Source organism: Bacillus sp. A1, from assembly GCF_042296235.1.
Lineage (GTDB): Bacteria > Bacillota > Bacilli > Bacillales > Bacillaceae > Bacillus > Bacillus velezensis.
Window position 1 is genome coordinate 684,180 of sequence record NZ_CP141181.1, and the last position, 23,567, is coordinate 707,746.

17 protein-coding genes are annotated in these 23,567 nt (G+C 48.1%); 13 read left to right on the forward strand and 4 right to left on the reverse strand.

Features of this window, described 5'->3' with window-relative positions; all coding sequences use genetic code 11:
* The first annotated feature begins 14 nt into the window (after positions 1-14).
* Together U2H13_RS03580 and U2H13_RS03585 are read left to right on the forward strand one after the other, a co-directional pair.
* Positions 15-1,010 carry a DUF3048 domain-containing protein gene (locus U2H13_RS03580; RefSeq protein WP_017419031.1) on the forward strand — a complete coding sequence of 332 codons (996 nt, stop codon included), beginning with the start codon at positions 15-17 and terminating at the stop codon, positions 1,008-1,010.
* A 2-nt stretch (positions 1,011-1,012) separates the two neighbouring features.
* Positions 1,013-1,324 (forward strand): YerC/YecD family TrpR-related protein, encoded by a 312-nt coding sequence (locus tag U2H13_RS03585; RefSeq protein WP_003155745.1) that lies wholly within the window; start codon positions 1,013-1,015, stop codon positions 1,322-1,324.
* Positions 1,325-1,359: 35 nt separating this feature from the next.
* Here the strand turns inward: U2H13_RS03585 and U2H13_RS03590 are convergent, their stop codons facing one another.
* Positions 1,360-2,934: an FMN-binding glutamate synthase family protein gene (locus U2H13_RS03590; RefSeq protein WP_038461247.1), complete on the reverse strand. Its 1,575-nt coding sequence runs from the start codon at positions 2,932-2,934 to the stop codon at positions 1,360-1,362.
* Positions 2,935-3,129: 195 nt separating this feature from the next.
* On the opposite strand from U2H13_RS03590, the gene U2H13_RS03595 reads away from it, so the two are divergent.
* The 5 genes from U2H13_RS03595 to U2H13_RS03615 all read left to right on the forward strand — a co-directional run bounded on the left by U2H13_RS03595 (position 3,130) and on the right by U2H13_RS03615 (position 10,571).
* Complete coding sequence (locus U2H13_RS03595) at positions 3,130-3,819, forward strand: heptaprenylglyceryl phosphate synthase (protein WP_003155740.1); 690 nt, start codon at positions 3,130-3,132, stop codon at positions 3,817-3,819.
* Between the two features lie 57 nt (positions 3,820-3,876).
* The gene (pcrA, locus tag U2H13_RS03600) at positions 3,877-6,096 is read left to right on the forward strand and encodes a DNA helicase PcrA (protein WP_022552708.1); all 2,220 of its coding nucleotides are present in this window, start codon (positions 3,877-3,879) and stop codon (positions 6,094-6,096) included.
* Between the two features lie 24 nt (positions 6,097-6,120).
* Complete coding sequence (ligA, locus tag U2H13_RS03605; RefSeq protein ID WP_121984691.1) at positions 6,121-8,127, forward strand: NAD-dependent DNA ligase LigA; 2,007 nt, start codon at positions 6,121-6,123, stop codon at positions 8,125-8,127.
* A 15-nt stretch (positions 8,128-8,142) separates the two neighbouring features.
* Positions 8,143-9,339, forward strand: a complete 1,197-nt coding sequence (locus U2H13_RS03610; protein ID WP_014417115.1) for a CamS family sex pheromone protein — start codon at positions 8,143-8,145, stop codon at positions 9,337-9,339.
* Between the two features lie 236 nt (positions 9,340-9,575).
* Positions 9,576-10,571, forward strand: coding sequence for a phosphotransferase enzyme family protein (locus tag U2H13_RS03615; protein ID WP_121984692.1), 996 nt, complete (start codon positions 9,576-9,578; stop codon positions 10,569-10,571).
* Between the two features lie 37 nt (positions 10,572-10,608).
* On the opposite strand, the gene U2H13_RS03620 is transcribed toward U2H13_RS03615, so the two are convergent.
* Positions 10,609-11,301 (reverse strand): MgtC/SapB family protein, encoded by a 693-nt coding sequence (locus tag U2H13_RS03620; protein ID WP_003155735.1) that lies wholly within the window; start codon positions 11,299-11,301, stop codon positions 10,609-10,611.
* 120 nt (positions 11,302-11,421) lie between these two features.
* The gene (gene putP, locus U2H13_RS03625) at positions 11,422-12,900 is read right to left on the reverse strand and encodes a sodium/proline symporter PutP (RefSeq protein WP_014417118.1); all 1,479 of its coding nucleotides are present in this window, start codon (positions 12,898-12,900) and stop codon (positions 11,422-11,424) included.
* A 421-nt stretch (positions 12,901-13,321) separates the two neighbouring features.
* Here putP and gatC point away from each other — a divergent pair, with 421 nt between their 5' ends.
* The 3 genes from gatC to gatB are packed head-to-tail and all read left to right on the forward strand — an operon-like array spanning position 13,322 to position 16,528.
* Positions 13,322-13,612, forward strand: coding sequence for an Asp-tRNA(Asn)/Glu-tRNA(Gln) amidotransferase subunit GatC (gene gatC, locus U2H13_RS03630; protein ID WP_003155732.1), 291 nt, complete (start codon positions 13,322-13,324; stop codon positions 13,610-13,612).
* A gap of 14 nt (positions 13,613-13,626) precedes the next feature.
* Positions 13,627-15,084, forward strand: coding sequence for an Asp-tRNA(Asn)/Glu-tRNA(Gln) amidotransferase subunit GatA (gene gatA, locus U2H13_RS03635; protein ID WP_014417119.1), 1,458 nt, complete (start codon positions 13,627-13,629; stop codon positions 15,082-15,084).
* A gap of 13 nt (positions 15,085-15,097) precedes the next feature.
* A complete protein-coding gene (gene gatB, locus U2H13_RS03640) occupies positions 15,098-16,528 on the forward strand; it encodes an Asp-tRNA(Asn)/Glu-tRNA(Gln) amidotransferase subunit GatB (RefSeq protein WP_003155730.1) in 1,431 nt (476 codons plus the stop codon).
* Between the two features lie 64 nt (positions 16,529-16,592).
* Here the strand turns inward: gatB and U2H13_RS03645 are convergent, their stop codons facing one another.
* Positions 16,593-17,441 carry a TetR/AcrR family transcriptional regulator gene (locus U2H13_RS03645; RefSeq protein WP_007609880.1) on the reverse strand — a complete coding sequence of 283 codons (849 nt, stop codon included), beginning with the start codon at positions 17,439-17,441 and terminating at the stop codon, positions 16,593-16,595.
* 128 nt (positions 17,442-17,569) lie between these two features.
* Here U2H13_RS03645 and U2H13_RS03650 point away from each other — a divergent pair, with 128 nt between their 5' ends.
* From U2H13_RS03650 to rlmD, 3 genes are all read left to right on the forward strand, one after another.
* Positions 17,570-20,713, forward strand: coding sequence for an efflux RND transporter permease subunit (locus tag U2H13_RS03650; RefSeq protein WP_014417121.1), 3,144 nt, complete (start codon positions 17,570-17,572; stop codon positions 20,711-20,713).
* A 152-nt stretch (positions 20,714-20,865) separates the two neighbouring features.
* Positions 20,866-21,777 carry a diacylglycerol kinase gene (locus U2H13_RS03655; protein WP_020955460.1) on the forward strand — a complete coding sequence of 304 codons (912 nt, stop codon included), beginning with the start codon at positions 20,866-20,868 and terminating at the stop codon, positions 21,775-21,777.
* A gap of 147 nt (positions 21,778-21,924) precedes the next feature.
* Positions 21,925-23,304 carry a 23S rRNA (uracil(1939)-C(5))-methyltransferase RlmD gene (gene rlmD / locus U2H13_RS03660; protein WP_053285245.1) on the forward strand — a complete coding sequence of 460 codons (1,380 nt, stop codon included), beginning with the start codon at positions 21,925-21,927 and terminating at the stop codon, positions 23,302-23,304.
* Positions 23,305-23,567 lie beyond the last annotated feature (263 nt).

Sequence of the window (23,567 nt, forward strand, 5' to 3'; positions counted from 1 at the left end):
CAGGGAGCCGACATATGAAAAGATGGAAAACCGTTTGTATGCTTTGTTTTGCGTTTTTGCTGCTTGCCGCCTGCCGGCAGAACAATGCCGATCAGGTGCAGCCGAAAGAAGCGGAAGCTCCTTTAACGGGGCTGAAAACTGAGCAGAAGCTTGCAGAACGCCGTCCGATTGCAGTCGCAGTGAACAATCATCCGAAGGCGAGGCCCCAATCCGGGCTGTCAAAGGCGGATGTTGTCATCGAGGCGCTTGCGGAGGGCCGGATTACGCGGTTTCTCGCGATTTTTCAAAGTGAGATGCCGGAAACGGTCGGGCCTGTGCGGAGCGCGAGGGAATATTTTGTCACGCTCAGCAGCGGGTTTAACAGCATATTTGTCCATCATGGCTGGAGTCCCGGCGCAAAAAAGCAGCTGGAGTCCGGAGCTTACGATTATATAAACGGTTTGGATTTTGACGGAAGCCTGTTTTGGAGAGCCGATTTCAGCAAGCCGCCCCACAATTCCTACACGTCGTATGACAATATCAGGAAGGCGGCGGAACAAAAAGGATACAAGCTGAACGGAAAAACAGAACCGCTCCCATTTCAGACATCAGATGCAAAACCCGGAAACGAAACCTACAATATTCGGATAGATTATGGAACACAAAACATTACAAATCTTGTCGAATACGATTATGATAAAAAAGCTGATGCTTATACAAGAAGCTCTGATGGTGTGAAAGCGACAGACCGGGAGACCGGAAAGCCTTTAGCCATGCACAACATTTTTATTGTTGAAGCCGGCCATCGCATGACAGACAAAGATGGAAGGCGGGCCATCGATATTCAGTCAGGGGGGAAGGGCCTCCTGCTTCAGCACGGCGATGTTATGGAGTCAGACTGGGAATATAAAGACGGCCGTATTCTGCCCGTAAAAGGCGGTGAGATTCTTCCGTTTGTGCCAGGAAAGACATGGATTAATATCGTGCCTGATCTCGATGCAGCTTCCATTAGTAAAGGAGAAGGTGTTTGACGATGCAAATCGATAAATTACGCGGAAAAGAACTGGACCAGTTATTTTTATCTATTTTATCGCTGAAAGATCTGGAGGAATGCTATCGTTTCTTTGACGATCTTTGTACGATTAATGAAATCCAATCGCTGGCGCAGCGTTTGGAAGTGGCAAGAATGCTCCGCGAAGGAAATACGTATCACAAAATTGAAAGCGAAACGGGTGCTTCCACAGCGACGATTTCCCGGGTGAAGCGCTGCTTAAATTACGGAAACGACGCCTATGAAATGGCGCTTGACCGCGTAAACAAAGGAGAATCCTCCTCAGCTACGTAAAAAACCGCTCTGCCGATGACGGCAGGCGGTTTTTTTTATGCGTGCTGATTCAAAAGGCCGGGAAGTTCCCTCAGGCTTCCGTCTTCCTCCCGGTATACGATGTGTTCAGCTGAGAAATGAACCGGCGAGCTGATGCCCGCCGCCGCGGCTAGGTGAAACAGCCCTTCACGCAACGAGAGCACGTAGTTGCAGACGCGGTGCTGTTTATCCTCGATACTGAGCGCGCGCTGAAGTTTTGGATCGGTTGTCGCCACTCCGACAGGACAATGATTGGTGTGGCATACTTGAGCGCGGATACAGCCGACTGAAAACATCATTCCCCGGGCAATATTGACAAAATCCGCGCCTAACGCGAGGGCAACGGCAATCTTATCCGGAGTGAGCAGCTTTCCGGATGCGAAAATTTTCAGCTTATCTCTTATCCCGTATGTCTTCAAAAGGCCGTCAACAAGGGGGAGGCCGGTCAGAATCGGCAGGCCGACGGAATCCGCCAGCTCATGGAAAGAAGCTCCCGTTCCCCCTTCACTGCCGTCAATCGTAATAAAGTCGGGATGTTTGCCTGAGGAACTCATACAGGAAATAAGGTCTTCAAGGTCTTTGCGGCTGCCCGGGACAATTTTGATGCCGACCGGTTTTTCTCCGACAGTCCTTAATTTCTCAATGAAATCAAGCATGTCCGGAACATTTGAGAACTCGTTGAAGCGGTTTGGGCTGTCAATGGATTGTCCGGGCTGCACATTTCTGATGGCGGCAATTTCTTCGGTCACCTTTGAACCGTCAATATGCCCGCCTCTTGCTTTCGCCCCTTGCGCAAGCTTTAATTCAAAGGCTTTAATCTGCTCGAGGCGGCTTTTTTTCTTAAATTCTTCCCACGAAAATTCTCCATCTTCAGTGCGGACGCCGAACAGCCCGGGGCCGATTTGGCAGATAATATCCGCGCCGCCTTTCAGGTGATACTCAGACAGGCCGCCTTCGCCTGTATTCATCCATGTGCCGCCGGCCTGGTGCAGCCCTTTTGACAGGGCGGTAATTGCCCGGTCGCCAAGTGAGCCGTAGCTCATCGCTGATTGTCCGATTAGCCCTTTCACATAAAACGGCTTCTTGCATGTATCGCGGCCGATCACTTGCACATCGTCCGGATGCAGGTAATAAGGGTCCGCCTTTGCTTTTTCGCGGTGTTCGCTGCGTTTCAGCAGGTTGTCTTTGTCAATTTTGTATATCATCGTGTCGATCTTCGGCGTCTGATCTGCGCGCAGCTCCTCCCTTTGTTTTGGGAAGAGGGCGTTACGGATATAATAGCCCGGCTGATCGAAATCTCGTTCTGAGCCGAAGCCCATCATTCTGCTTTTATACTTTCCCGACATGACCGTCTGTTCATATTCTCTCCGGGAAAACGGCTGTTCTTCGTTATCATTGCTGAATAAATACTGCCGCAGCTCTGGTCCGATTTTTTCAAATATATAGCGCAGTTTTCCCGCTACGGGATAATTGCGCAGCACTGAATGTTCTTCCTGCTTTTCGTCTCTTATGTATATCCAGAGAAACAATGCGGCGGGAACTAAAATAATAAAGATCAATATACAAATCAGTACGATAATGGCTTGTTCCATTGAGATCAGACTCCTTGTCTTTTTTCTCTTTGACATTCCACATATTGTCTGTTTTCAAACATAGCCGTTTCCCGTCCGGCGGAGCGCAATCTTTTTTTGTGAATCAGGTGAATGACGTCTTTTTCCGTTTTTCCGGGCCAAACGAATTTGTTATAATGTTTAAATGGCAAGAAACGAATGGAGGAACGAAAACGCATGTACGATGTTAACGAGTGGAAGCATGTTTTTAAACTCGATCCGAATAAAGATTTACCGGATGAACAGCTGGAACGGCTTTGTGAATCAGGGACTGACGCCATTGTGATCGGAGGAAGCGACAATATCACCGAGGACAATGTGCTGAGACTGATGTCAAAGGTGCGGCGGTTTTTAGTGCCGTGCGTACTTGAGGTGTCGACGATTGATTCCATTGTGCCCGGGTTTGATCTTTATTTCATTCCGAGTGTGCTCAACAGCAAAAAGGCGGACTGGATTGTCGGCATGCATCATCAGGCGATGAAAGAATACGGAGAGCTCATGTCAATGGAGGAAATCGTGACGGAGGGCTACTGCATCGTCAATCCTGATTGTAAGGCGGCCGCTTTGACGGAGGCGGATACACATATAGAAACAGAAGATATTCTCGCCTATGCGCGGGTCGCGGAACATTTGCTTCATCTCCCGATTTTTTATCTGGAATACAGCGGGATGCTGGCGGACATAGAAACGGTGGAGAAAACGAAGGCTGTGCTGGACAAGTCCGTCCTGTTTTACGGAGGCGGCATTAAAGACGCGGAAACGGCGGAACGGTTCGGCCGTCATGCCGATGTCATCGTTGTCGGAAATGCCGTATATGAAGATTTTGATCAGGCGCTTAAAACAGTGGCGGCTGTAAAGACAAAGTAGCCAAGCGGACGAAATTGATTTATGATAGAACATATGTTTGATAGGCGGTGAACGGATATGAATTACATTAGCAATCAATTATTAAGCGGATTAAATCCCGTTCAGCAGGAAGCGGTCAAGACGACGGACGGTCCGCTGCTTCTGATGGCGGGCGCGGGAAGCGGAAAAACACGTGTGCTGACGCACAGAATCGCATACTTAATGGCGGAAAAACACGTGGCGCCGTGGAACATTCTGGCGATTACATTTACAAATAAAGCAGCCAGAGAAATGAAGGAGCGGGTGGAGAGCATTCTCGGACCCGGCGCGGATGAAATCTGGATATCCACCTTCCACAGCATGTGCGTGCGGATTCTGCGCAGGGATATTGACAGAATCGGCATCAACCGAAATTTCTCCATTCTTGATACGGCTGATCAGCTTTCCGTTATTAAAGGGATTCTGAAAGAGCGGAATATCGATCCGAAAAAGTTTGATCCGAGAAGTATTTTAGGCTCCATCAGCAGCGCAAAAAACGAGCTGATCGAACCTGAGGAATTCGCAAAAACGGCCGGCGGCTACTACGATCAGGTCACGAGTGACGTGTATACCGATTATCAGAAAAAACTGCTGAAAAACCAATCGCTCGATTTTGATGATTTAATCATGACGACGATTAAGCTTTTCGAGCGTGTGCCGGAAGTGCTTGAGTTTTATCAGCGCAAATTCCAGTACATTCACGTAGACGAGTATCAGGATACGAACAGGGCGCAATACCTGCTTGTGAAGCAGCTTGCGGCCCGTCTTGAAAATATCTGCGTCGTCGGTGACTCCGACCAGTCCATTTACAGATGGCGCGGGGCGGATATCGCGAATATCCTTTCCTTTGAAAAAGATTATCCGAGCGCAAACGTGATTCTGCTCGAGCAAAACTACCGCTCAACAAAGCGGATTCTGCAGGCGGCTAACGAAGTGATCAAAAACAACTCAAACCGCAAGCCGAAAAACCTGTGGACGGAAAATGACGAAGGCATCAAGCTTTCTTATTACAGCGGCGACAATGAATTCGGCGAAGGCCAATTCGTCGCGGGCAAAATTTATGAGCTGAACAGTTCGGGCCGGCGGAAGCTTTCCGATATCGCGATTTTATACCGGACAAACGCCCAGTCGCGCGTCATTGAGGAAACCCTTTTAAAATCCGGACTGAACTACAATATCGTCGGCGGAACCAAGTTCTACGACAGGAAAGAAATTAAAGACATTCTCGCATACCTGCGCCTTGTGTCAAACCCGGACGACGACATCAGTTTTACGCGGATCGTCAATGTGCCGAAGCGGGGCGTCGGCGCAACTTCACTAGAAAAAATCGCTTCATATGCGGCGATGAACGGAATGTCAATGTTCCAGGCGGTCAAACAGGTTGATTTCATCGGCGTCAGCGCGAAAGCGGCAAACGCGCTTGACGGCTTTGGCGCGATGATTGAAAATCTGACGAACATGCAGGATTACCTGTCCATTACAGAACTCACGGAAGAAATTCTCGAGAAAACGGAATACAGAGAAATGCTGAAGGCCGAAAAATCAATCGAAGCCCAAAGCCGCCTTGAAAATATCGACGAGTTTCTTTCCGTGACGAAAAACTTCGAACAAAAAAGCGAAGACAAGTCTCTCGTCGCGTTTCTGACTGATTTGGCGCTGATTGCGGATATTGACCAGCTCGACCAGAAGGAAGAGGAATCAGGCGGAAAGGATGCCGTCACTTTAATGACACTGCACGCCGCTAAGGGGCTTGAATTTCCTGTCGTGTTCTTAATGGGCATGGAAGAAGGCGTGTTCCCGCACAGCCGCTCCCTGATGGAAGAAGCCGAGATGGAAGAAGAACGCAGGCTCGCATATGTAGGCATTACGAGGGCGGAAGAAGAACTGTATTTAACGAATGCCAAAATGCGCACCTTATTCGGCCGCACCAATATGAATCCGGAATCCCGCTTTATCAGGGAAATACCTGGCGATTTATTGGAGAACCTAAATGAGAAGAAAACACCTCGCATGCAGCCGGGAAGAAAAGTGCAGCCAAAACGCGGGCCCGTATCCCGTCCCGTTTCCTATGCGAACAAAACAGGCGGCGACTCGCTCAGCTGGGCGGTCGGCGATAAAGCGGGACATAAAAAATGGGGAACCGGAACGGTTGTCAGCGTAAAAGGAGAAGGCGAAAGCACCGAGCTTGATATTGCATTCCCGAGCCCAGTCGGCGTGAAGCGTCTGCTTGCCGCTTTTGCGCCGATTGAAAAGCAGTAACCTGAAGAGGAAAGGAAGAACATGATGGACAAAGAAACAGCGAAACACCGGGCAGAAGAATTGCGCCGCACCATCGATCAGTACAGTTATGAATATTACACCTTAGATGAACCGAGCGTGCCGGATTCCGAGTACGACAGACTGATGCAGGAGCTGATTGCCATAGAGGAAGAGCACCCGGAGCTCAGAATGCCTGATTCGCCCACACAGCGGGTCGGGGGAGCGGTGCTTGAATCGTTTCAAAAGGTGCAGCACGGCACGCCGATGCTCAGTCTCGGCAACGCATTTAACGATGATGATCTCCGCGATTTTGACCGCCGCGTCCGTCAGGCTGTCGGTGCCGGCGTCGCTTATAACGTGGAGCTGAAAATAGACGGTCTTGCTGTTTCTCTCCGTTATGAAGACGGCTATTTCGTCAGAGGCGCGACAAGAGGAGACGGAACGACGGGCGAAGATATCACGGAAAACTTAAAAACGATCCGCAACATTCCGCTGAAAATGAAACGGAATCTTTCCATAGAAGTGCGCGGAGAGGCGTACATGCCGAAACAGTCATTTGAAGCCCTCAATGAAGAAAGGCTGAAACATGAAGAGGAGCCGTTCGCCAATCCCCGGAACGCGGCTGCGGGCTCACTCAGACAGCTCGATCCGAAAATTGCAGCGAAACGAAATCTTGACATCTTCGTCTACAGTATAGCGGAGCTTGACGAAATGGGTGTGGAAACACAGAGTCAGGGCCTGGATTTTCTGGATGAGCTCGGTTTTAAAACAAATCAGGAACGGAAAAAATGCGCCACGATAGATGAAGTCATTGAAATGATCGAAGAGCTGCAGGCGAAGCGGGCCGATCTCCCGTATGAAATTGACGGGATCGTCATCAAAGTCGATTCGCTCGATCAACAGGAAGAACTCGGGTATACGGCAAAAAGCCCGCGCTGGGCGATTGCTTATAAATTCCCGGCGGAAGAGGTCGTGACAAAACTGCTCGATATCGAACTGAATGTCGGAAGAACGGGCGTCATTACGCCGACCGCCGTTCTGGAACCGGTAAAAGTCGCGGGAACGACGGTCTCAAGAGCATCCCTTCATAACGAAGATTTAATTAAAGAGAAGGATATCCGCATTCTCGATAAAGTGGTCGTCAAAAAAGCGGGCGACATCATCCCTGAGGTCGTCAATGTCTTAATCGAACAGCGGACCGGGGAAGAAAAAGAATTCAATATGCCTACCAGCTGCCCTGAGTGCGAGAGCGAACTTGTCCGCATTGAAGGGGAAGTCGCGCTGCGCTGCATCAATCCGGAATGTCCGGCGCAGATCAGAGAAGGCCTGATTCACTTTGTCTCACGCAACGCGATGAATATTGACGGACTCGGAGAACGTGTCATCACACAGCTTTTCCGTGAACATCTCGTCCGTAATGTCGCTGATTTGTATAAGCTGACGAAAGAGCAGGTCATCCGGCTTGAGCGGATGGGGGAAAAATCAACTGACAATCTGATCAGCTCCATCCAAAAGTCGAAAGAGAATTCGCTGGAACGCCTGCTGTTCGGTCTCGGCATCCGTTTTATCGGCTCAAAAGCGGCCAAAACACTCGCCATGCATTTTGAAAGCCTGGAAAATCTGAAACAAGCCACGGAAGAAGAGCTGCTTGCGGTAGATGAAATCGGCGAAAAGATGGCCGATGCCGTTGTCACCTATTTCCGTAAAGAAGAAATGGTTGAGCTATTGAATGAACTTGAGGAACTCGGTGTGAACACACTCTACAAAGGCCCGAAAAAAGTAAAAGCGGAGGACAGCGACTCTTATTTTGCCGGCAAAACCATCGTGTTAACCGGAAAGCTTGAAGAGCTGTCCAGAAATGAAGCCAAGGCGCAGATTGAAGCGCTCGGCGGAAAGCTGACGGGATCTGTCAGCAAAAAAACAGACTTGCTGATTGCCGGAGAAGCGGCCGGAAGCAAGCTGACAAAAGCGCAGGAATTAAACATTGAAGTATGGAATGAAGCACAGCTATTGGGAGAGCTAAAGAAATAAGAGGAGTGTTTTCTATTGAAAAAGATGTTGGCATTGGCGGCGACGGCAACGGCGGCAGTACTCATGCTGTCGGCCTGTTCGCCGAGTTTCGGGGGGAACAAAGAGGAAGAGATCACGCAGAAAACGGCAAAGTCTTCTGAAAAAGCGATCATACCGAAATATAATATCTCTGATTCCTACTATAAAATGGTGCTTCCGTTTAAGGCCGGAAAAGCGCGCGGCCTGACCGCGGACCGGCTGAACACGAGGCTGGACATCGATGAATTCGAGACGGGTCTGATGCGGCTCGCTCAAGACACGTTCCCGACGGATGACTATTTGTATCAGGAAGGCCAGTATTTAGATGAGGACACGGTACTCAGCTGGCTTGACCGCAAAAAAGAGGGCAGTGATCTGAAAAAGGCGAAAAAGGCAGATGCCAATTTTCAGAATCTCGGCTTAAACCCGGTGCTGCCAAGCTCGGGATCGGCAAAAGAGAAAAATGAAAACAGCCCGATTTACTTAGCGTCTATGCTTGAACAGGATTACTTAGTAAGAAAAGATAAAAATTCCATCCAGCTTGGCGGTGTCATGATCGGTCTCGCTCTCAACTCTGTTTACTATTACCGCGAAAACACAGGTGATCCGCAGCAGGAAGTGGAGCTCAGCGACAAAACGATCCGCAGCCACGGTGAAGAAATCGCCCAGGAAGTCGTTAACCGCCTCCGGAAAATGGATAACCTGAAAAATGTGCCGATTACCGTCGCCCTTTATAAACAAGCGCCGAAAACATCAATCGTACCGGGGAATTACATTGCGAAAACAGAAGTCAAGGCCGGCTCATCCACCATTTCAAACTGGGATGATGTCAAAGAAAAGTACGTCTTCTATCCGGCGGATACAGACACGGCAAAGAAATACCCTGATGATTCCGAAGTGTTTAAACGCTTCAAAAACGCCATCGACAGCTACTTCCCGAATTACACCGGAGTCGTCGGAACGGCAATGTACGAAAACGATGAAATGAGAAAAATGAAGATTGAAATCCCGATGCAATTTTACGGGAAAAGCGAAGTTATCGCCTTTACCCAATACTTAACAGGTGAGCTGATGGATTATTATTCAAAAAGCTCAGTTGATGTCGAAATTAACATTACCTCGTCTGACGGACAGGAAGCGCTGATCGTCCGCAATGCGGGTGACAAAGAACCGACCGTCCATATTTACGATTAACCAAGATGCCCTTGTTCATTTCTGTATGAGCAAGGGTTTTTTATTGTGAATATCGTTGGAGCGAGGAATGAGGTATGTTAAGATATTTGTATAATTAGGAATTAACAGGAAAACACATTTCATTTCTAAGCGGATGTTACGAATCTGCTGTGAAAAAAGAAGGGCAGGAATGTTGATGAATGACATTTGCTGAGTACACACACCGCCTACAAACGTTATGAAAAGGGTGAATCAGCATGCATAAAGATATTAAAGCGATTTTTGAGGAAGAGAAGGTGCTCGCTGAAGCAGGTGAAATATACGGCTTTACCAAGTTTCAATTTATCGCGGACGCAGAGAACTACGTATATGAAATTGTGAAAGATAACGAACCTTATATCTTAAAAATTACGCATACGATCAGAAGAACACCGGAATATATTCTCGGAGAAATGGAATGGCTTCATCATCTGGCAAAGGGCGGGCTTTCAGCAGCGAAACCGATTCCTTCATTAAATGGCAAAGATGTCGAAGAAGTGCCGGATGGAAAAGGCGGAGCATTTTTAGTAAGAGTCTATGAAAAAGCGCCCGGACGCAAAGTGGAGCAATCAGACTGGAACGGAACTCTGTTTTATGAGCTTGGAAAGTACACGGGGAACATGCACCGGCTGACGAAAAGCTACCGTCTGAGCGACCCGGCATTTAAAAGGCAGGAATGGGATGAAGAGGAGCAGCTGAAGCTGAGAAAATACGTGCCCGCAGATCAGCATCTCGTATTTGAGCGGGCGGATGCTCTAATGGAAAAACTGCGCCGTTTGCCGAAGAATCCTGAAAACTACGGCCTTGTGCACGCCGATCTGCACCACGGCAATTTCAATTGGGACAACGGTAAAATCACTGCATTTGATTTTGATGATACCGGCTACAATTGGTTTGTGAATGATATCAGTATTCTGCTGTACAACATGTTGTGGTATCCGGTCATCCCGTATGAAGACAAGGCCGCGTTTACGGGTGAATTCATGACACACTTTATGAAAGGCTACAGGGAAGAAAATGACCTTGACCCCGCCTGGCTTGAACACATCCCGGATTTTCTCCGGCTGCGCCATATGCTGATCTACGGATTATTGCATCAGGCGTTTGACCTCAATGCACTCGGGGACGAGGAACGTGAGATGCTGAAAACCTTCAGGCGCGATATCGAAAACGAAACCCCGATTACGGTGTATAACTTTTCTGCATTCGTATAAATAGAAAAACGCCGGCTGAATCCAGCCCGGCGTTTTTTTATAGCGTATCACACTTCACTCCGACGACACCCTGAATTTCTTTAATATCATAATAGACGTCAGTGGTGTAGCGGTTTTTGTGAACACTGACTTTCACTTCCATAATCGGAAATTCTTTTTCACCCAGATCATCAATCCGGACGGAGTGAATGCGGAGCTGTTTGCTTTTCATTTCTTTTAAAATCTCGGTCATTTTGTCTTTATCGGAAAGAGACATTCTCACGCGGATATCCTTTTCCTTCAAGCGGTTGGGACCGATTTTTCTGATCAGCCACGGAAGAAATTCGACACTGATCAGGATAAACAAGAGGCTTGCGAACGCCTCTTTATAAAAGCCGGCGCCTGTAGCCAGACCGAGCCCGGCTGCGCCCCAGATGATAGCCGATGTCGTCAGGCCGGAAATGACGTCATTGCTTTTGCGCAGGATCACGCCCGCACCGATAAAACCGACGCCGGAAATGATTTGGGCGGGAAGGCGGAGCGGATCCATCATGATACGGTAATATTTTGGGAAATGATATGCCGCATTAATGCTGACGATCGTCAGCATACAGGAGCTGACGGCGATGACGATACAGGTTTTCAGGCCGAGCGGTTTGTTTTTCAGCTCGCGTTCAAGACCGATGATCATGCCGATCAGCGTGGCAATGCCCAGCTTTAATAAAATGTCTGGTTCGATAGGCCAGCTCAATTTGCACAGCACCTCCGCAATTTTTCTTATAATAAATTGATATGATTTTCTCACAGTATTTATAGCAGGACAAGTGCGGAAGAAAAAAGCCGTCAGGGATAAAATCTGACGGCTTTTTGTCTATTTCTTGTTTTTCAAAAGAGCTTCCATCCGGCTGAACAGCTGATAAGAAGCATCGGCCGGTTTTTTGGTCAGCAGGCTGACGGCAATACCGGCAATCAGACTGAGGAAGAACCCCGGAATGATTTCGTATACGCCGGTTGAAGCGGCAAGCCCTGTCGTGATCCAGATTAAAACGGCCGCGGCCCCGGTAATCATCGCCGCAAGCGCTCCCCATTCATTCATCCGTTTCCAGTACAGACTGAGCAAGAGCGCCGGGCCGATAGCCGAACCGAAGCCTGCCCACGCATATCCGACCAGATCAAGAATGGTGCTGTTCGGATTCAAGGAAAGCAAAATGGCGATAACGGCCACGATCAATACCGACAGGCGTCCGGTCATGACCAATTCTTTATCGCTCGCTTCCCGTCTGAAAAAGGCGCGGTATAAATCTTCCGTAATGGCGCTTGCCGTTACGAGAAGCTGTGAGGAAATGGAACTCATGATCGCCGCTAAAATTGCGGACAGCAAGAAGCCCGTAATCAGCGGATGGAACAAGATTTTAGAAAAAATAATGAAAATCGTTTCCGGATCTTTTACGGAGACCCCGAAGTGATGAGAATACGCAACCCCGATAATCCCGGTCAGCAATGAACCGACAACTGAAATAACCATCCAGCTCATCCCGATTCTGCGGGCGGGTTTTAAATCTTTCACTTCTTTAATCGCCATAAATCGTACGATGATATGAGGCTGGCCGTAATAGCCGAGTCCCCATGCCAAATAAGAAATAATGCTAATGACGCTCGCGCCTTTAAAGATATCCAATAGTTTCGGGTTAACGGCGTTGATCGAATCAATCGTCGTTGAAACGCTCCCGAGCTGGGTAAAAGCAACGATCGGCACAAGCACTAATGCCGCAAACATGATCGCTCCCTGTACAAAGTCAGTCAGACTGACAGCGAGGAAACCGCCAAACAGCGTGTAAAGCACAACAACACCGGCCGTTAAAAACAAACCGAATTTGTAGTCGGCGCCGAATGCCGATTCAAATAACCTGCCTCCGGATACCATCCCGGACGATGTGTACAGCGTGAAAAAGATCATAATAATCACGGCGGAAACAATTTTCAGCAATGATGACGAGTGGCGGAACCGTTTATCGAAAAAATCGGGAATCGTAATCGCATCATCCGCAACTTCCGTGTAAGCGCGCAGCCTCGGAGCAAGCAGCAGATAATTTGAATACGCGCCGATCGTCAAACCGAGCGCCAGCCATAAGGTCGATAACCCCGTTGCGAACATTGCGCCGGGAACTCCCATCAGCATCCATGCGCTCATATCGGCCGCACCTGCGGACAGCGCCGTTACGAACGGGCCTAGTCCTCTTCCGCCCAGCATGTAATCATTAATATTCGTTGTCTTCCTGAATGCGTACCAGCCGATTAACAGCATGGCAGCAAAGTAAATGCCAAGAGATATAATTAATTCAATACTCACGTTTTTGGACCCTCTCTTCTTTCATGTAAATGTTGCATCACCTCTGCAGATTAGTAGTGCCGGAATATGCGCCGGCGATCCAGCCTTTAGTCATCATTCCATGCGGATCGCATGATTTAGTGCTGGCTATGGTTACTAAACCTAACAAAGTATCCCCGATCAATCAACTCTCGAAACCTGGCCCGCTCAAGGAAAAAATCCCCGCCAACATAGAACAGCTTAGAGATGAAAACGCTACCAATAAATTATAAAAGTAAAAATTTTCTGACATATAATTCGTTTCTCTTTCTCCCCGATTTAGGATAAAATAGAGAGGGTTTCATCATGCCTCAGAAGGCGGCGTTTTGTTGCTTTAGAGGGCTCATTTTTGATATGATCAGTATTATATGACGAAACGGAGAATTATGCGGAGGTGGATCTTATGTCACGAATTTCTATAGAAGAAGTAAAGCATGTCGCTCATTTGGCGAGACTCGCCATTACGGATGAAGAAGCTGAAATGTTCACAGAACAGCTTGACAGCATCATCTCGTTTGCAGAGGAGCTTAATGAAGTGGACACGGATAACGTGGAACCGACAACACACGTGCTGAAAATGAAAAACGTAATGAGAGAAGATGAAGCGGGTAAAGGCCTTCCGGTCGAGGATGTCATGAAAAATGCTCCCGATCATAAAGACGGCTATGTCCGTGTGCCATCTATTCTGGATTAAAGGAGGGAGACAGTATGTCATTATTTGATCACAAAATCACAGAACTGAAACAAATGATACATAAAAAAGAAATCAAGATTTCCGATCTTGTTGATGAATCTTACAAACGGATCGCATCCGTGGATGATAAGGTGCAGGCGTTTTTACAGCTTGATGAAGAAAGAGCCCGCGCTTACGCGAAAGAACTTGACGAAGCGGTTGACGGACGGTCTGAACACGGTCTTCTCTTCGGAATGCCGATCGGCGTCAAAGACAACATCGTGACCAAAGGGCTTCGCACAACATGCTCAAGCAAAATCCTCGAAAACTTCGATCCGATTTACGATGCGACGGTCGTGGAGCGCCTTCAAGCCGCTGAAGCCGTCACGATCGGAAAGCTGAATATGGACGAGTTCGCAATGGGTTCTTCTACTGAAAACTCCGCGTACAAAGCGACGAAAAACCCTTGGAATCTCAATACGGTTCCCGGCGGATCAAGCGGCGGTTCCGCAGCTGCGGTTGCCGCGGGCGAAGTGCCGTTTTCACTCGGATCTGATACGGGCGGCTCCATCCGCCAGCCGGCTTCTTTCTGCGGCGTCGTCGGATTAAAGCCTACATACGGACGCGTGTCGCGTTACGGTTTGGTCGCTTTTGCGTCTTCACTGGACCAGATCGGGCCGATCACAAGAACCGTAGAAGATAACGCATTCCTGCTTCAGGCGATTTCAGGCCCGGACAAAATGGACTCTACGAGCGCCAATGTCGAAGTGCCGGATTTTCTTTCCTCATTAACTGGCGATATTAAAGGCTTAAAAATCGCCGTACCGAAAGAATATCTCGGAGAAGGCGTCGGCAAAGAAGCGAAAGAATCGGTTTTAGCCGCTTTAAAAGTGCTTGAAGACCTCGGAGCGACATGGGAAGAAGTATCTCTGCCGCACAGCAAATACGCGCTTGCGACGTATTATCTGCTGTCTTCTTCCGAAGCGTCTGCAAACCTTGCGCGCTTTGACGGCATCCGCTACGGCTACCGCTCAGACAATGCGGACAACCTGATCGACCTTTATAAACAGACACGCTCTGAAGGCTTCGGCAATGAAGTGAAGCGCCGCATCATGCTCGGCACCTTCGCGCTCAGCTCCGGCTACTATGATGCATATTACAAAAAAGCGCAAAAAGTGCGCACGCTTATTAAGAAAGATTTTGAAGACGTATTTGAGAAATACGATGTCATCGTCGGACCGACAACGCCGACACCGGCATTCAAAATCGGCGAAAAAACCAGCGATCCGCTCACAATGTACGCCAACGATATTTTAACGATCCCTGTCAACCTCGCGGGTGTGCCGGGAATCAGCGTGCCGTGCGGATTTGCGGACGGGCTGCCGCTCGGATTGCAAATCATCGGAAAACACTTCGATGAAGGCACTGTATACCGCGTCGCTCATGCTTTTGAGCAGGCAACAGATCATCATAAAGCGAAACCTGAACTGTAAGGGGTGAAATGAAGTGAACTTTGAAACGGTAATCGGACTTGAAGTCCATGTGGAATTAAAAACAAAATCTAAAATTTTCTCAAGCTCACCGACGCCATTCGGCGCGGAAGCGAATACCCAAACGAGCGTCATCGACCTCGGCTATCCCGGCGTGCTGCCCGTTTTGAACAAAGAAGCGGTTGAATTCGCGATGAAAGCCGCAATGGCTTTGAACTGTGAAATCGCAACGGATACGAAGTTTGACCGGAAAAACTATTTTTATCCGGACAACCCGAAGGCATATCAAATTTCTCAATTTGACAAGCCGATCGGCGAAAACGGCTGGATCGAAATCGAAGTCGGCGGAAAAACGAAAAAAATCGGCATTACCCGTCTTCACCTTGAAGAAGATGCGGGAAAGCTGACGCATACGGGCGACGGCTATTCCCTCGTTGACTTCAACCGCCAGGGCACGCCGCTTGTCGAGATTGTATCTGAGCCGGATATCCGCACACCGGAGGAAGCTTACGCATATCTCGAAAAGCTGAAATCAATTATTCAATACACAGGTGTTTCCGACTGTAAAATGGAAGAAGGTTCACTGCGCTGTGACGCCAACATTTCCCTCCGTCCGATCGGCCAGGAGAAATTCGGCACAAAAACGGAGCTGAAAAACCTGAACTCCTTCGCGTTCGTGCAAAAAGGACTTGAGCATGAAGAAAAACGCCAAGAGCAGGTGCTTCTGTCAGGCGGAGTCATTCAGCAGGAGACGCGCCGCTACGATGAAGCGACGAAAAAAACCATTTTGATGCGTGTCAAAGAAGGTTCGGACGACTATCGTTATTTCCCTGAGCCTGACCTTGTCGAGCTCTACATTGATGACGAATGGAAAGAACGCGTAAGAGCAACCATTCCTGAGCTTCCGGACGAGCGCCGCAAGCGTTATATCGAAGAGCTCGGCCTGCCTGCTTATGACGCAATGGTTCTGACGCTGACGAAAGAAATGGCTGATTTCTTCGAAGAAACGGTCAATAAAGGCGCAGAAGCCAAGCAGGCATCAAACTGGCTGATGGGTGAAGTCTCAGCTTACCTGAACGCCGAACAAAAAGAGCTTGAGGATGTCGCACTGACTCCTGAAGGCCTTGCCGGCATGATTAAGCTGATTGAAAAAGGAACCATCTCGTCCAAAATCGCGAAGAAAGTCTTTAAAGAATTAATTGAAAAAGGCGGCGACGCAGAAAAAATCGTCAAAGAAAAAGGCCTCGTGCAGATTTCTGACGAAAGCGTGCTTCTGAAGCTGGTAACAGATGCGCTTGACAGCAACCCGCAGTCAATTGAAGACTTCAAAAACGGAAAAGACCGCGCGATCGGCTTCCTTGTCGGGCAGATTATGAAAGCCTCAAAAGGACAGGCCAACCCGCCGATGGTCAACAAGATCTTACTTGAAGAAATCAAAAAACGATAAAAAAAGCAGCCGCCCTCTAAGGGCGCTGCTGACACGGAGACCGGTAAGCGCCGGTCTCTTTTTTTTATAAGCTGAAATAGGTTTCAATGGAAGCCCGCAGCGTTTCAATCTGTTCATTTCCGCTGCCTGCCAAGTTGGACAGCATTCCTTTAATAATCGGTTTTCGCGGCTCTTCCTTTGCGCATTCCTCTTCAATGACTTCAAGCGATACGAGGACGTCCTCAGGCAGCCCCTGCTGTGCTTTTATCTTTTGAATATCCGCAAGCAGTCTTTCTCTGTCCGCCGCGGGCTGAGTGAAGATATCCTCAGGCAGCAGCGGATCGGGATTGTCTTTTATCAGTCCCGTAATCAGATCATCGATTCTGGCAATCAGAAAGGCCGCCACGTTTTCCGTCCGGAATGCCGTATGTTCATTAAAAATCAAGAAATGAATATAGGAGCTCACAATTCCTTGCGCCATAACGGACGCGTCCGCTAAAAACGGTGTGACGGCATCTCCGTAAACGGAGAGCAACGCATCCCGATACAGCATGTTAAATTGAATATTGGCCTCATGAAAATACTGCTTGACCTTTTGATTTTCAGGAATGACCTTTTCGCTCAGCAAGAGAATGATAAAGTCCTTGTGCTCCATAAATTCCTGGAATTGATAAGCGATTTGTTTTCGAAATACGTCCTTAGGCGGTTTATGCTGGTGTTCTGTTTTGATTTTCTTTATTTCTTCCATGGACATGCCGATGTAATACTCACATGCTGACAGCAAAAGGTCTTCTTTTGATTTGAAATGGAGATAGAAGGCTCCTTTTGAAATTCCGCATTCACCGGCGATTTCCTGAATGGTTGTTGAAGAAAACCCTTTTTTGGCAAATAAATGGATGCCTGTTTTTATGATTTTCTCTTTTTTTTCGTTCATGACGTGCTTCCCCTTAATCCTGAAAAATTTAGAAAAATTTACTGCCTTATTAGTTGACGATGTTGAGTTATACCGTTTAGTATTATATAGAATGACCAGTCAGTCAATAAAAATTAACGGAGGACATGATGAACCACATTATTAACTTTGTACTGAAGAACAAATTCGCAGTTTGGCTGATGACGATTATCGTTACTGTAGCAGGGCTGTATGCCGGTATGAATATGAAGCAGGAATCCATACCGGACGTCAACATGCCTTACCTTTCAGTAAATACGACTTATCCCGGAGCTGCTCCGAGTCAAGTTGCGGATGACGTGACAAAACCGATCGAGCAGGCGGTCCAGAATTTAGAAGGAGTGAGCGTCGTAACGTCCACATCCTCTGAAAACGTCTCATCGGTTATGATTGAATATGATTACAGCAAGGATATGGACAAGGCGAAAACCGAAGTCGCTGAAGCGCTGGACAGTGTCAGCCTTCCTGACGACGCGAAAAAACCTGACATTTCCCGTTACAGCCTCAACTCTTTCCCGATTTTGACGCTCAGTGTGACAAGCGGCAAAAGCTCGCTTGAAGACCTGACCAAAAATGTGGAAAACACTCTCGTTCCTAAGCTTGAAGGCATTCAGGGCGTTGCGTCCGTGCAAGTTTCCGGACAGCAGGAAGAGCAGGTGGAATTCTCTTTCAAAGACAAAAAAATGAAAGAGTACGGACTTGATGAAGATACCGTCAAGAAAGTGATCCAAGGCTCTGACGTCAATACGCCGCTTGGATTGTACACATTCGGCAACAAAGAAAAATCAGTTGTCGTTAACGGAAATATTACGTCAATTAAAGATCTGAAAGATATGAGAATTCCGGTCACATCTTCTTCTGCCGCTCAAGGTCAAGCGGGCGGAGCCGGTGCGGCATCTGCGGCGGACGCTCAGGCTATGCAGCAGGCACAGCAAAGCGCGGCAGCAGGGGTGCCGACAGTCAAGCTTTCTGACATTGCCGACATTAAAGATGTGAAAAAAGCTGAATCCATTTCCCGCACGAACGGAAAGGACAGCATCGGAATTAATATCGTAAAAGCCAATGACGCCAACACGGTAGAAGTGGCCGATGCGATTAAAGATGAACTGAATCAATACAAAAAAGACCACAAAGGGTTCAAGTACAGCTCGACTCTTGATATGGCAGAGCCGATTACAGAGTCGGTGGATACGATGTTAAGCAAAGCGATTTTCGGCGCGATTTTTGCGGTCGTGATCATTCTCTTATTCTTAAGAGATATTAAATCAACGATGATTTCTATCATTTCCATCCCGCTGTCACTGCTGATTGCGCTTCTTGTGCTGAATCAGCTTGATGTCACATTGAACATAATGACGCTCGGTGCGATGACGGTCGCCATCGGACGGGTAGTCGACGACTCGATTGTCGTGATCGAAAACATTTACCGCCGCATGAGGCTGAAAGATGAACCTTTACGCGGGAAGCAATTGGTGCGTGAAGCGACGAAAGAAATGTTTAAACCGATCATGTCATCAACGATCGTAACCATTGCCGTATTCCTGCCGCTTGCCATGGTCGGCGGACAGATCGGCGAACTGTTTATGCCGTTTGCATTAACAATCGTCTTCGCGCTTGCCGCATCGCTGTTGATTTCGATCACACTGGTGCCGATGCTTGCGCACAGCTTATTCAAAAAATCGCTCACAGGCGCGCCTGTTAAAGCGAAAGAGCATAAGCCGGGCAGATTGGCCAATTTCTATAAAAAAGTGCTGAATTGGTCATTAAGACATAAATGGATTACATCTATCATCGCGGTTCTGATGCTTGTCGGCAGTTTGTTCCTCGTACCTCTGATCGGCGCGAGCTACCTGCCTGCGCAAGCGGACAAAACGATGCAGCTCACATACACGCCTGAACCGGGCGAAACGAAAAGCGAAGCTGAAAAAGCTGCGCAAAAAGCGGAAGACATGCTGCTTAAACGCAAACATGTCGATACCGTTCAGTATTCATTAGGCTCGCAAAGTCCGCTCGGCGGAAGCTCAAACGGCGCATTGTTCTACGTGAAATACGAGGATGACACGCCAGATTTTGACAAAGAAAAAGACAATGTCTTAAAAGAAATCAAAAAAACATCCAGCCGCGGCGAATGGAAATCACAAAATTTCAGTTCGTCAGGCAACAACAACGAATTAACGTACTATGTGTACGGAGATTCAGAGTCTGATATTAAAGGCACGGTCAAAGACATCGAAGGCATCATGAAAAAGCAGAAAGATCTGAAAGACATCAACTCAGGCCTTTCCAGCACATATGATGAGTACACGTTCACCGCTGACCAGGAGAAACTCAGCAAGCAGGGCCTGACGGCTTCGCAAATCTCCCAAGCCCTGATGTCCCAAACGTCACAGTCTCCTTTGACAACGGTGAAAAAGGACGGCAAAGAGCTTGACGTCAACATCAAAACAGAAAAAGACCAGTATAAGAGTGTAAAAGAATTAGAGGATAAAACCATCACATCGCCTGCAGGCCAAGAAGTAAAAATCGGCGATGTGGCGAAAGTGAAAAACGGCACGACATCCGATACCATTTCCAAACGCGACGGCAAAGTGTACGCTGATGTAACGGCAACCGTCACTTCTGACAACGTCACGAAGGTGTCATCAGCCGTTCAAAAGAAAGTTGACAAACTGGATAAGCCGGACAATGTATCGATTGATACCGGCGGTGTATCAGCGGATATTGCTGATTCCTTTACGAAACTCGGCTTAGCGATGCTTGCCGCAATCGCCATCGTATACCTCGTTCTTGTGATCACGTTCGGCGGAGCATTAGCACCGTTTGCGATTCTGTTCTCGCTTCCGTTTACAGTCATCGGCGCATTAGCCGGCCTGTATGTATCCGGAGAGACGATCAGTCTGAATGCCATGATCGGTATGCTGATGCTGATCGGAATCGTCGTCACAAACGCGATTGTCTTAATTGACCGCGTCATCCATAAAGAAGCGGAAGGCTTATCGACGAGAGAAGCGCTCCTGGAAGCCGGCTCTACGAGATTACGTCCGATTCTGATGACGGCGATCGCGACAATCGGCGCCCTGCTTCCATTGGCATTGGGCTTCGAAGGCGGAAGCCAGGTCATTTCTAAAGGACTCGGTGTCACCGTTATCGGCGGTTTAATCAGTTCGACTCTGCTTACCCTTCTGATTGTGCCGATCGTATATGAAGTATTGGCGAAATTCCGTAAGAAAAAACCTGGAACGGAAGAAGAGTAAGACAGCGGGCCTTGGCTCCTTAAACGGAGCCGGGGCCTTTTTTCTTCTGGGAATTCCTGTACATATTGTTGCGATTTTCTCAAGTCATAGTATAATTAAAGGTTGTTAGTGTTAATAATGGATCGGATACTCTTAAGTAGGATGATGAGATAATGAAACGTGCACGCATAATATACAATCCGACTTCAGGACGGGAGCTTTTTAAGAAAAATCTTGCCCAGGTCCTGCAAAAATTTGAACAAGCCGGTTATGAAACCTCCACCCATGCCACCACATGCGCGGGGGATGCCACCCACGCTGCAAAAGAAGCCGCTTTGCGGGAGTTTGACCTGATTATCGCTGCCGGCGGAGACGGAACGATTAATGAAGTCGTCAACGGCCTCGCGCCGTTAGACAAACGCCCGACACTCGGCATCATTCCGGTCGGCACGACAAATGACTTCGCCAGAGCGCTGGGCATTCCGAGAGAGAATATACTGAATGCCGCTGATACCGTCATTAACGGCGTGGCCCGCCCGATCGACATCGGACAGGTGAACGGTCAGTACTTTATCAACATCGCCGGCGGAGGCCGTCTGACGGAGCTGACGTATGATGTGCCGAGCAAACTGAAAACGATGCTCGGCCAGCTTGCTTATTATTTAAAGGGAATGGAAATGCTGCCTTCACTTCGACCGACAGAAGTCGAGATTGAATATGACGGCAAGCTGTTTCAAGGCGAAATTATGCTGTTTTTAGTGACGCTGACCAACTCGGTCGGCGGATTCGAGAAGCTGGCCCCTGATTCCAGCCTGAATGACGGCATGTTTGATTTGATTATTTTGAAAAAAGCCAATCTCGCGGAGTTTATAAGAGTCGCGAGCATGGCGCTCAGAGGCGATCATATTAACGATCAGCACATTATTTACACAAAAGCGAACCGTGTGAAAGTCAATGTATCAGAAAAGATGCAGCTGAACCTGGACGGCGAGTACGGCGGCATGCTGCCGGGCGAATTCGTGAACCTGTACCGGCATATTCACGTTATCATGCCGAAGGAGAAAGCGGAACAGCTGGATGATTAATACGCGGACAAAATCCTAAAACAGTATTCGTTTTAGGATTTTGTCATCTTTTCAGCGTGATCGGAAACCTTTGAAGGCTGACATTGAATTTGAAGGTTTGCCAGCACGCTGAAACAAGGCTATTGGTAAAACTAGAGGTGATTATAGATGAAAATGAAACCCCCGATAGAAAAAAATGAATACTATGATGTGACATTTGAGGATTTGACGCACGAAGGAGCGGGCGTCGCAAAGGTTCAGGGCTTCCCGATCTTCGTGCCGAACGCCCTGCCTGAGGAAAAAGCGCAAATCAAAGTGACACGCGTCAAAAAAGGCTTCGCTTTCGGCCGTTTGATCGAGCTGAAGGAAGAAAGCCCGCACAGAACGGATGCCCCGTGCCCAATCTACAAACAATGCGGCGGCTGCCAGCTTCAGCACATGACCTATGAAGGCCAGCTTTTGTTTAAACAGAAACAAGTCAAAGACGTCTTAGAACGGATCGGCAAGCTGGACCTCTCAAAAGTCACCGTGCACCCGACGCTCGGCATGGAAGACCCGTGGAACTACAGAAACAAAGCGCAGGTGCCGGTAGGAGAAAGAGAAGGCGGACTCGTCGCCGGATTTTATCAGCAAAGAAGCCATGACATCATCGACATGAGCGCCTGCCTGATCCAGCAATCCAAAAATGACGAAGCCGTCCAAGCCGTCAAAGACATCTGCGCAGCATACGGTGTCAAAGCCTATAACGAAGAACGCCACAAAGGCTGGCTCCGCCACATTATGGTCAGATACGGCGTCGTCACGGGCGAAATGATGATCGTCTTCATCACAAGAACAAGCGATTTTCCGCACAAAGCGAAAATCATCGAAGACATCACAGCGCAATTCCCGCACGTCAAATCCATCGTGCAAAACATCAATCCAAACAAAACAAACGTCATCTTTGGGAACGAAACAAACGTCATCTGGGGCGAAGAATATATCTACGACCTCATCGGAGACGTCAAATTCGCCATCTCCGCCAGATCGTTCTATCAGGTCAACCCGGAACAGACAAAAGTGCTCTACGACAAAGCGCTTGAGTACGCGGAGCTGCAAGGGGAAGAAACCGTCATCGACGCCTACTGCGGCATCGGAACCATTTCTCTCTTCTTAGCGAAGCAGGCGAAGAAAGTATACGGCGTCGAAATCGTGCCGGAAGCCATCGAGGATGCAAAACGCAACGCTGAGCTGAACGGCATCACAAACGCGGAATTCGCAGTCGGAGAAGCGGAAACAGTCATTCCAAAATGGTATGAAGAAGGCATCACGGCCGACACCCTCGTCGTCGACCCGCCAAGAAAAGGCTGTGACGAAGCCCTCCTGCGGACAATCATCGACATGAAACCGAAGCGGGTGGTGTACGTATCCTGCAATCCAGGAACGCTTGCAAGAGACCTGCGGGTGCTTGAGGATGGCGGGTATCAGACGCGAGAAGTGCAGCCGGTGGATATGTTCCCGCATACGAATCATGTGGAGTGTGTGGCGCAATTAATACTAAGAAAATAAAAATAATTAAACTTCTTATACGTTCTTTAAAACTTTTTTCGGATTGCAGTGGTGTTACTCATAGAGTAACTTCTGCAATCTTTTTTTGTACAATCCTAATGCAGATGATAAAGCTTAGTAAAAACAATGTATTTTAAATTCGGCAAATTTTATAGGAAAATTTAAATATATTTGTATTTTTGGTATAATATAACTTGTTGCAAGGGGATTAGTGGAAACTTAAAAATATTGCAGAGGGTTATCCGGAGTAGAATAGCGATCGA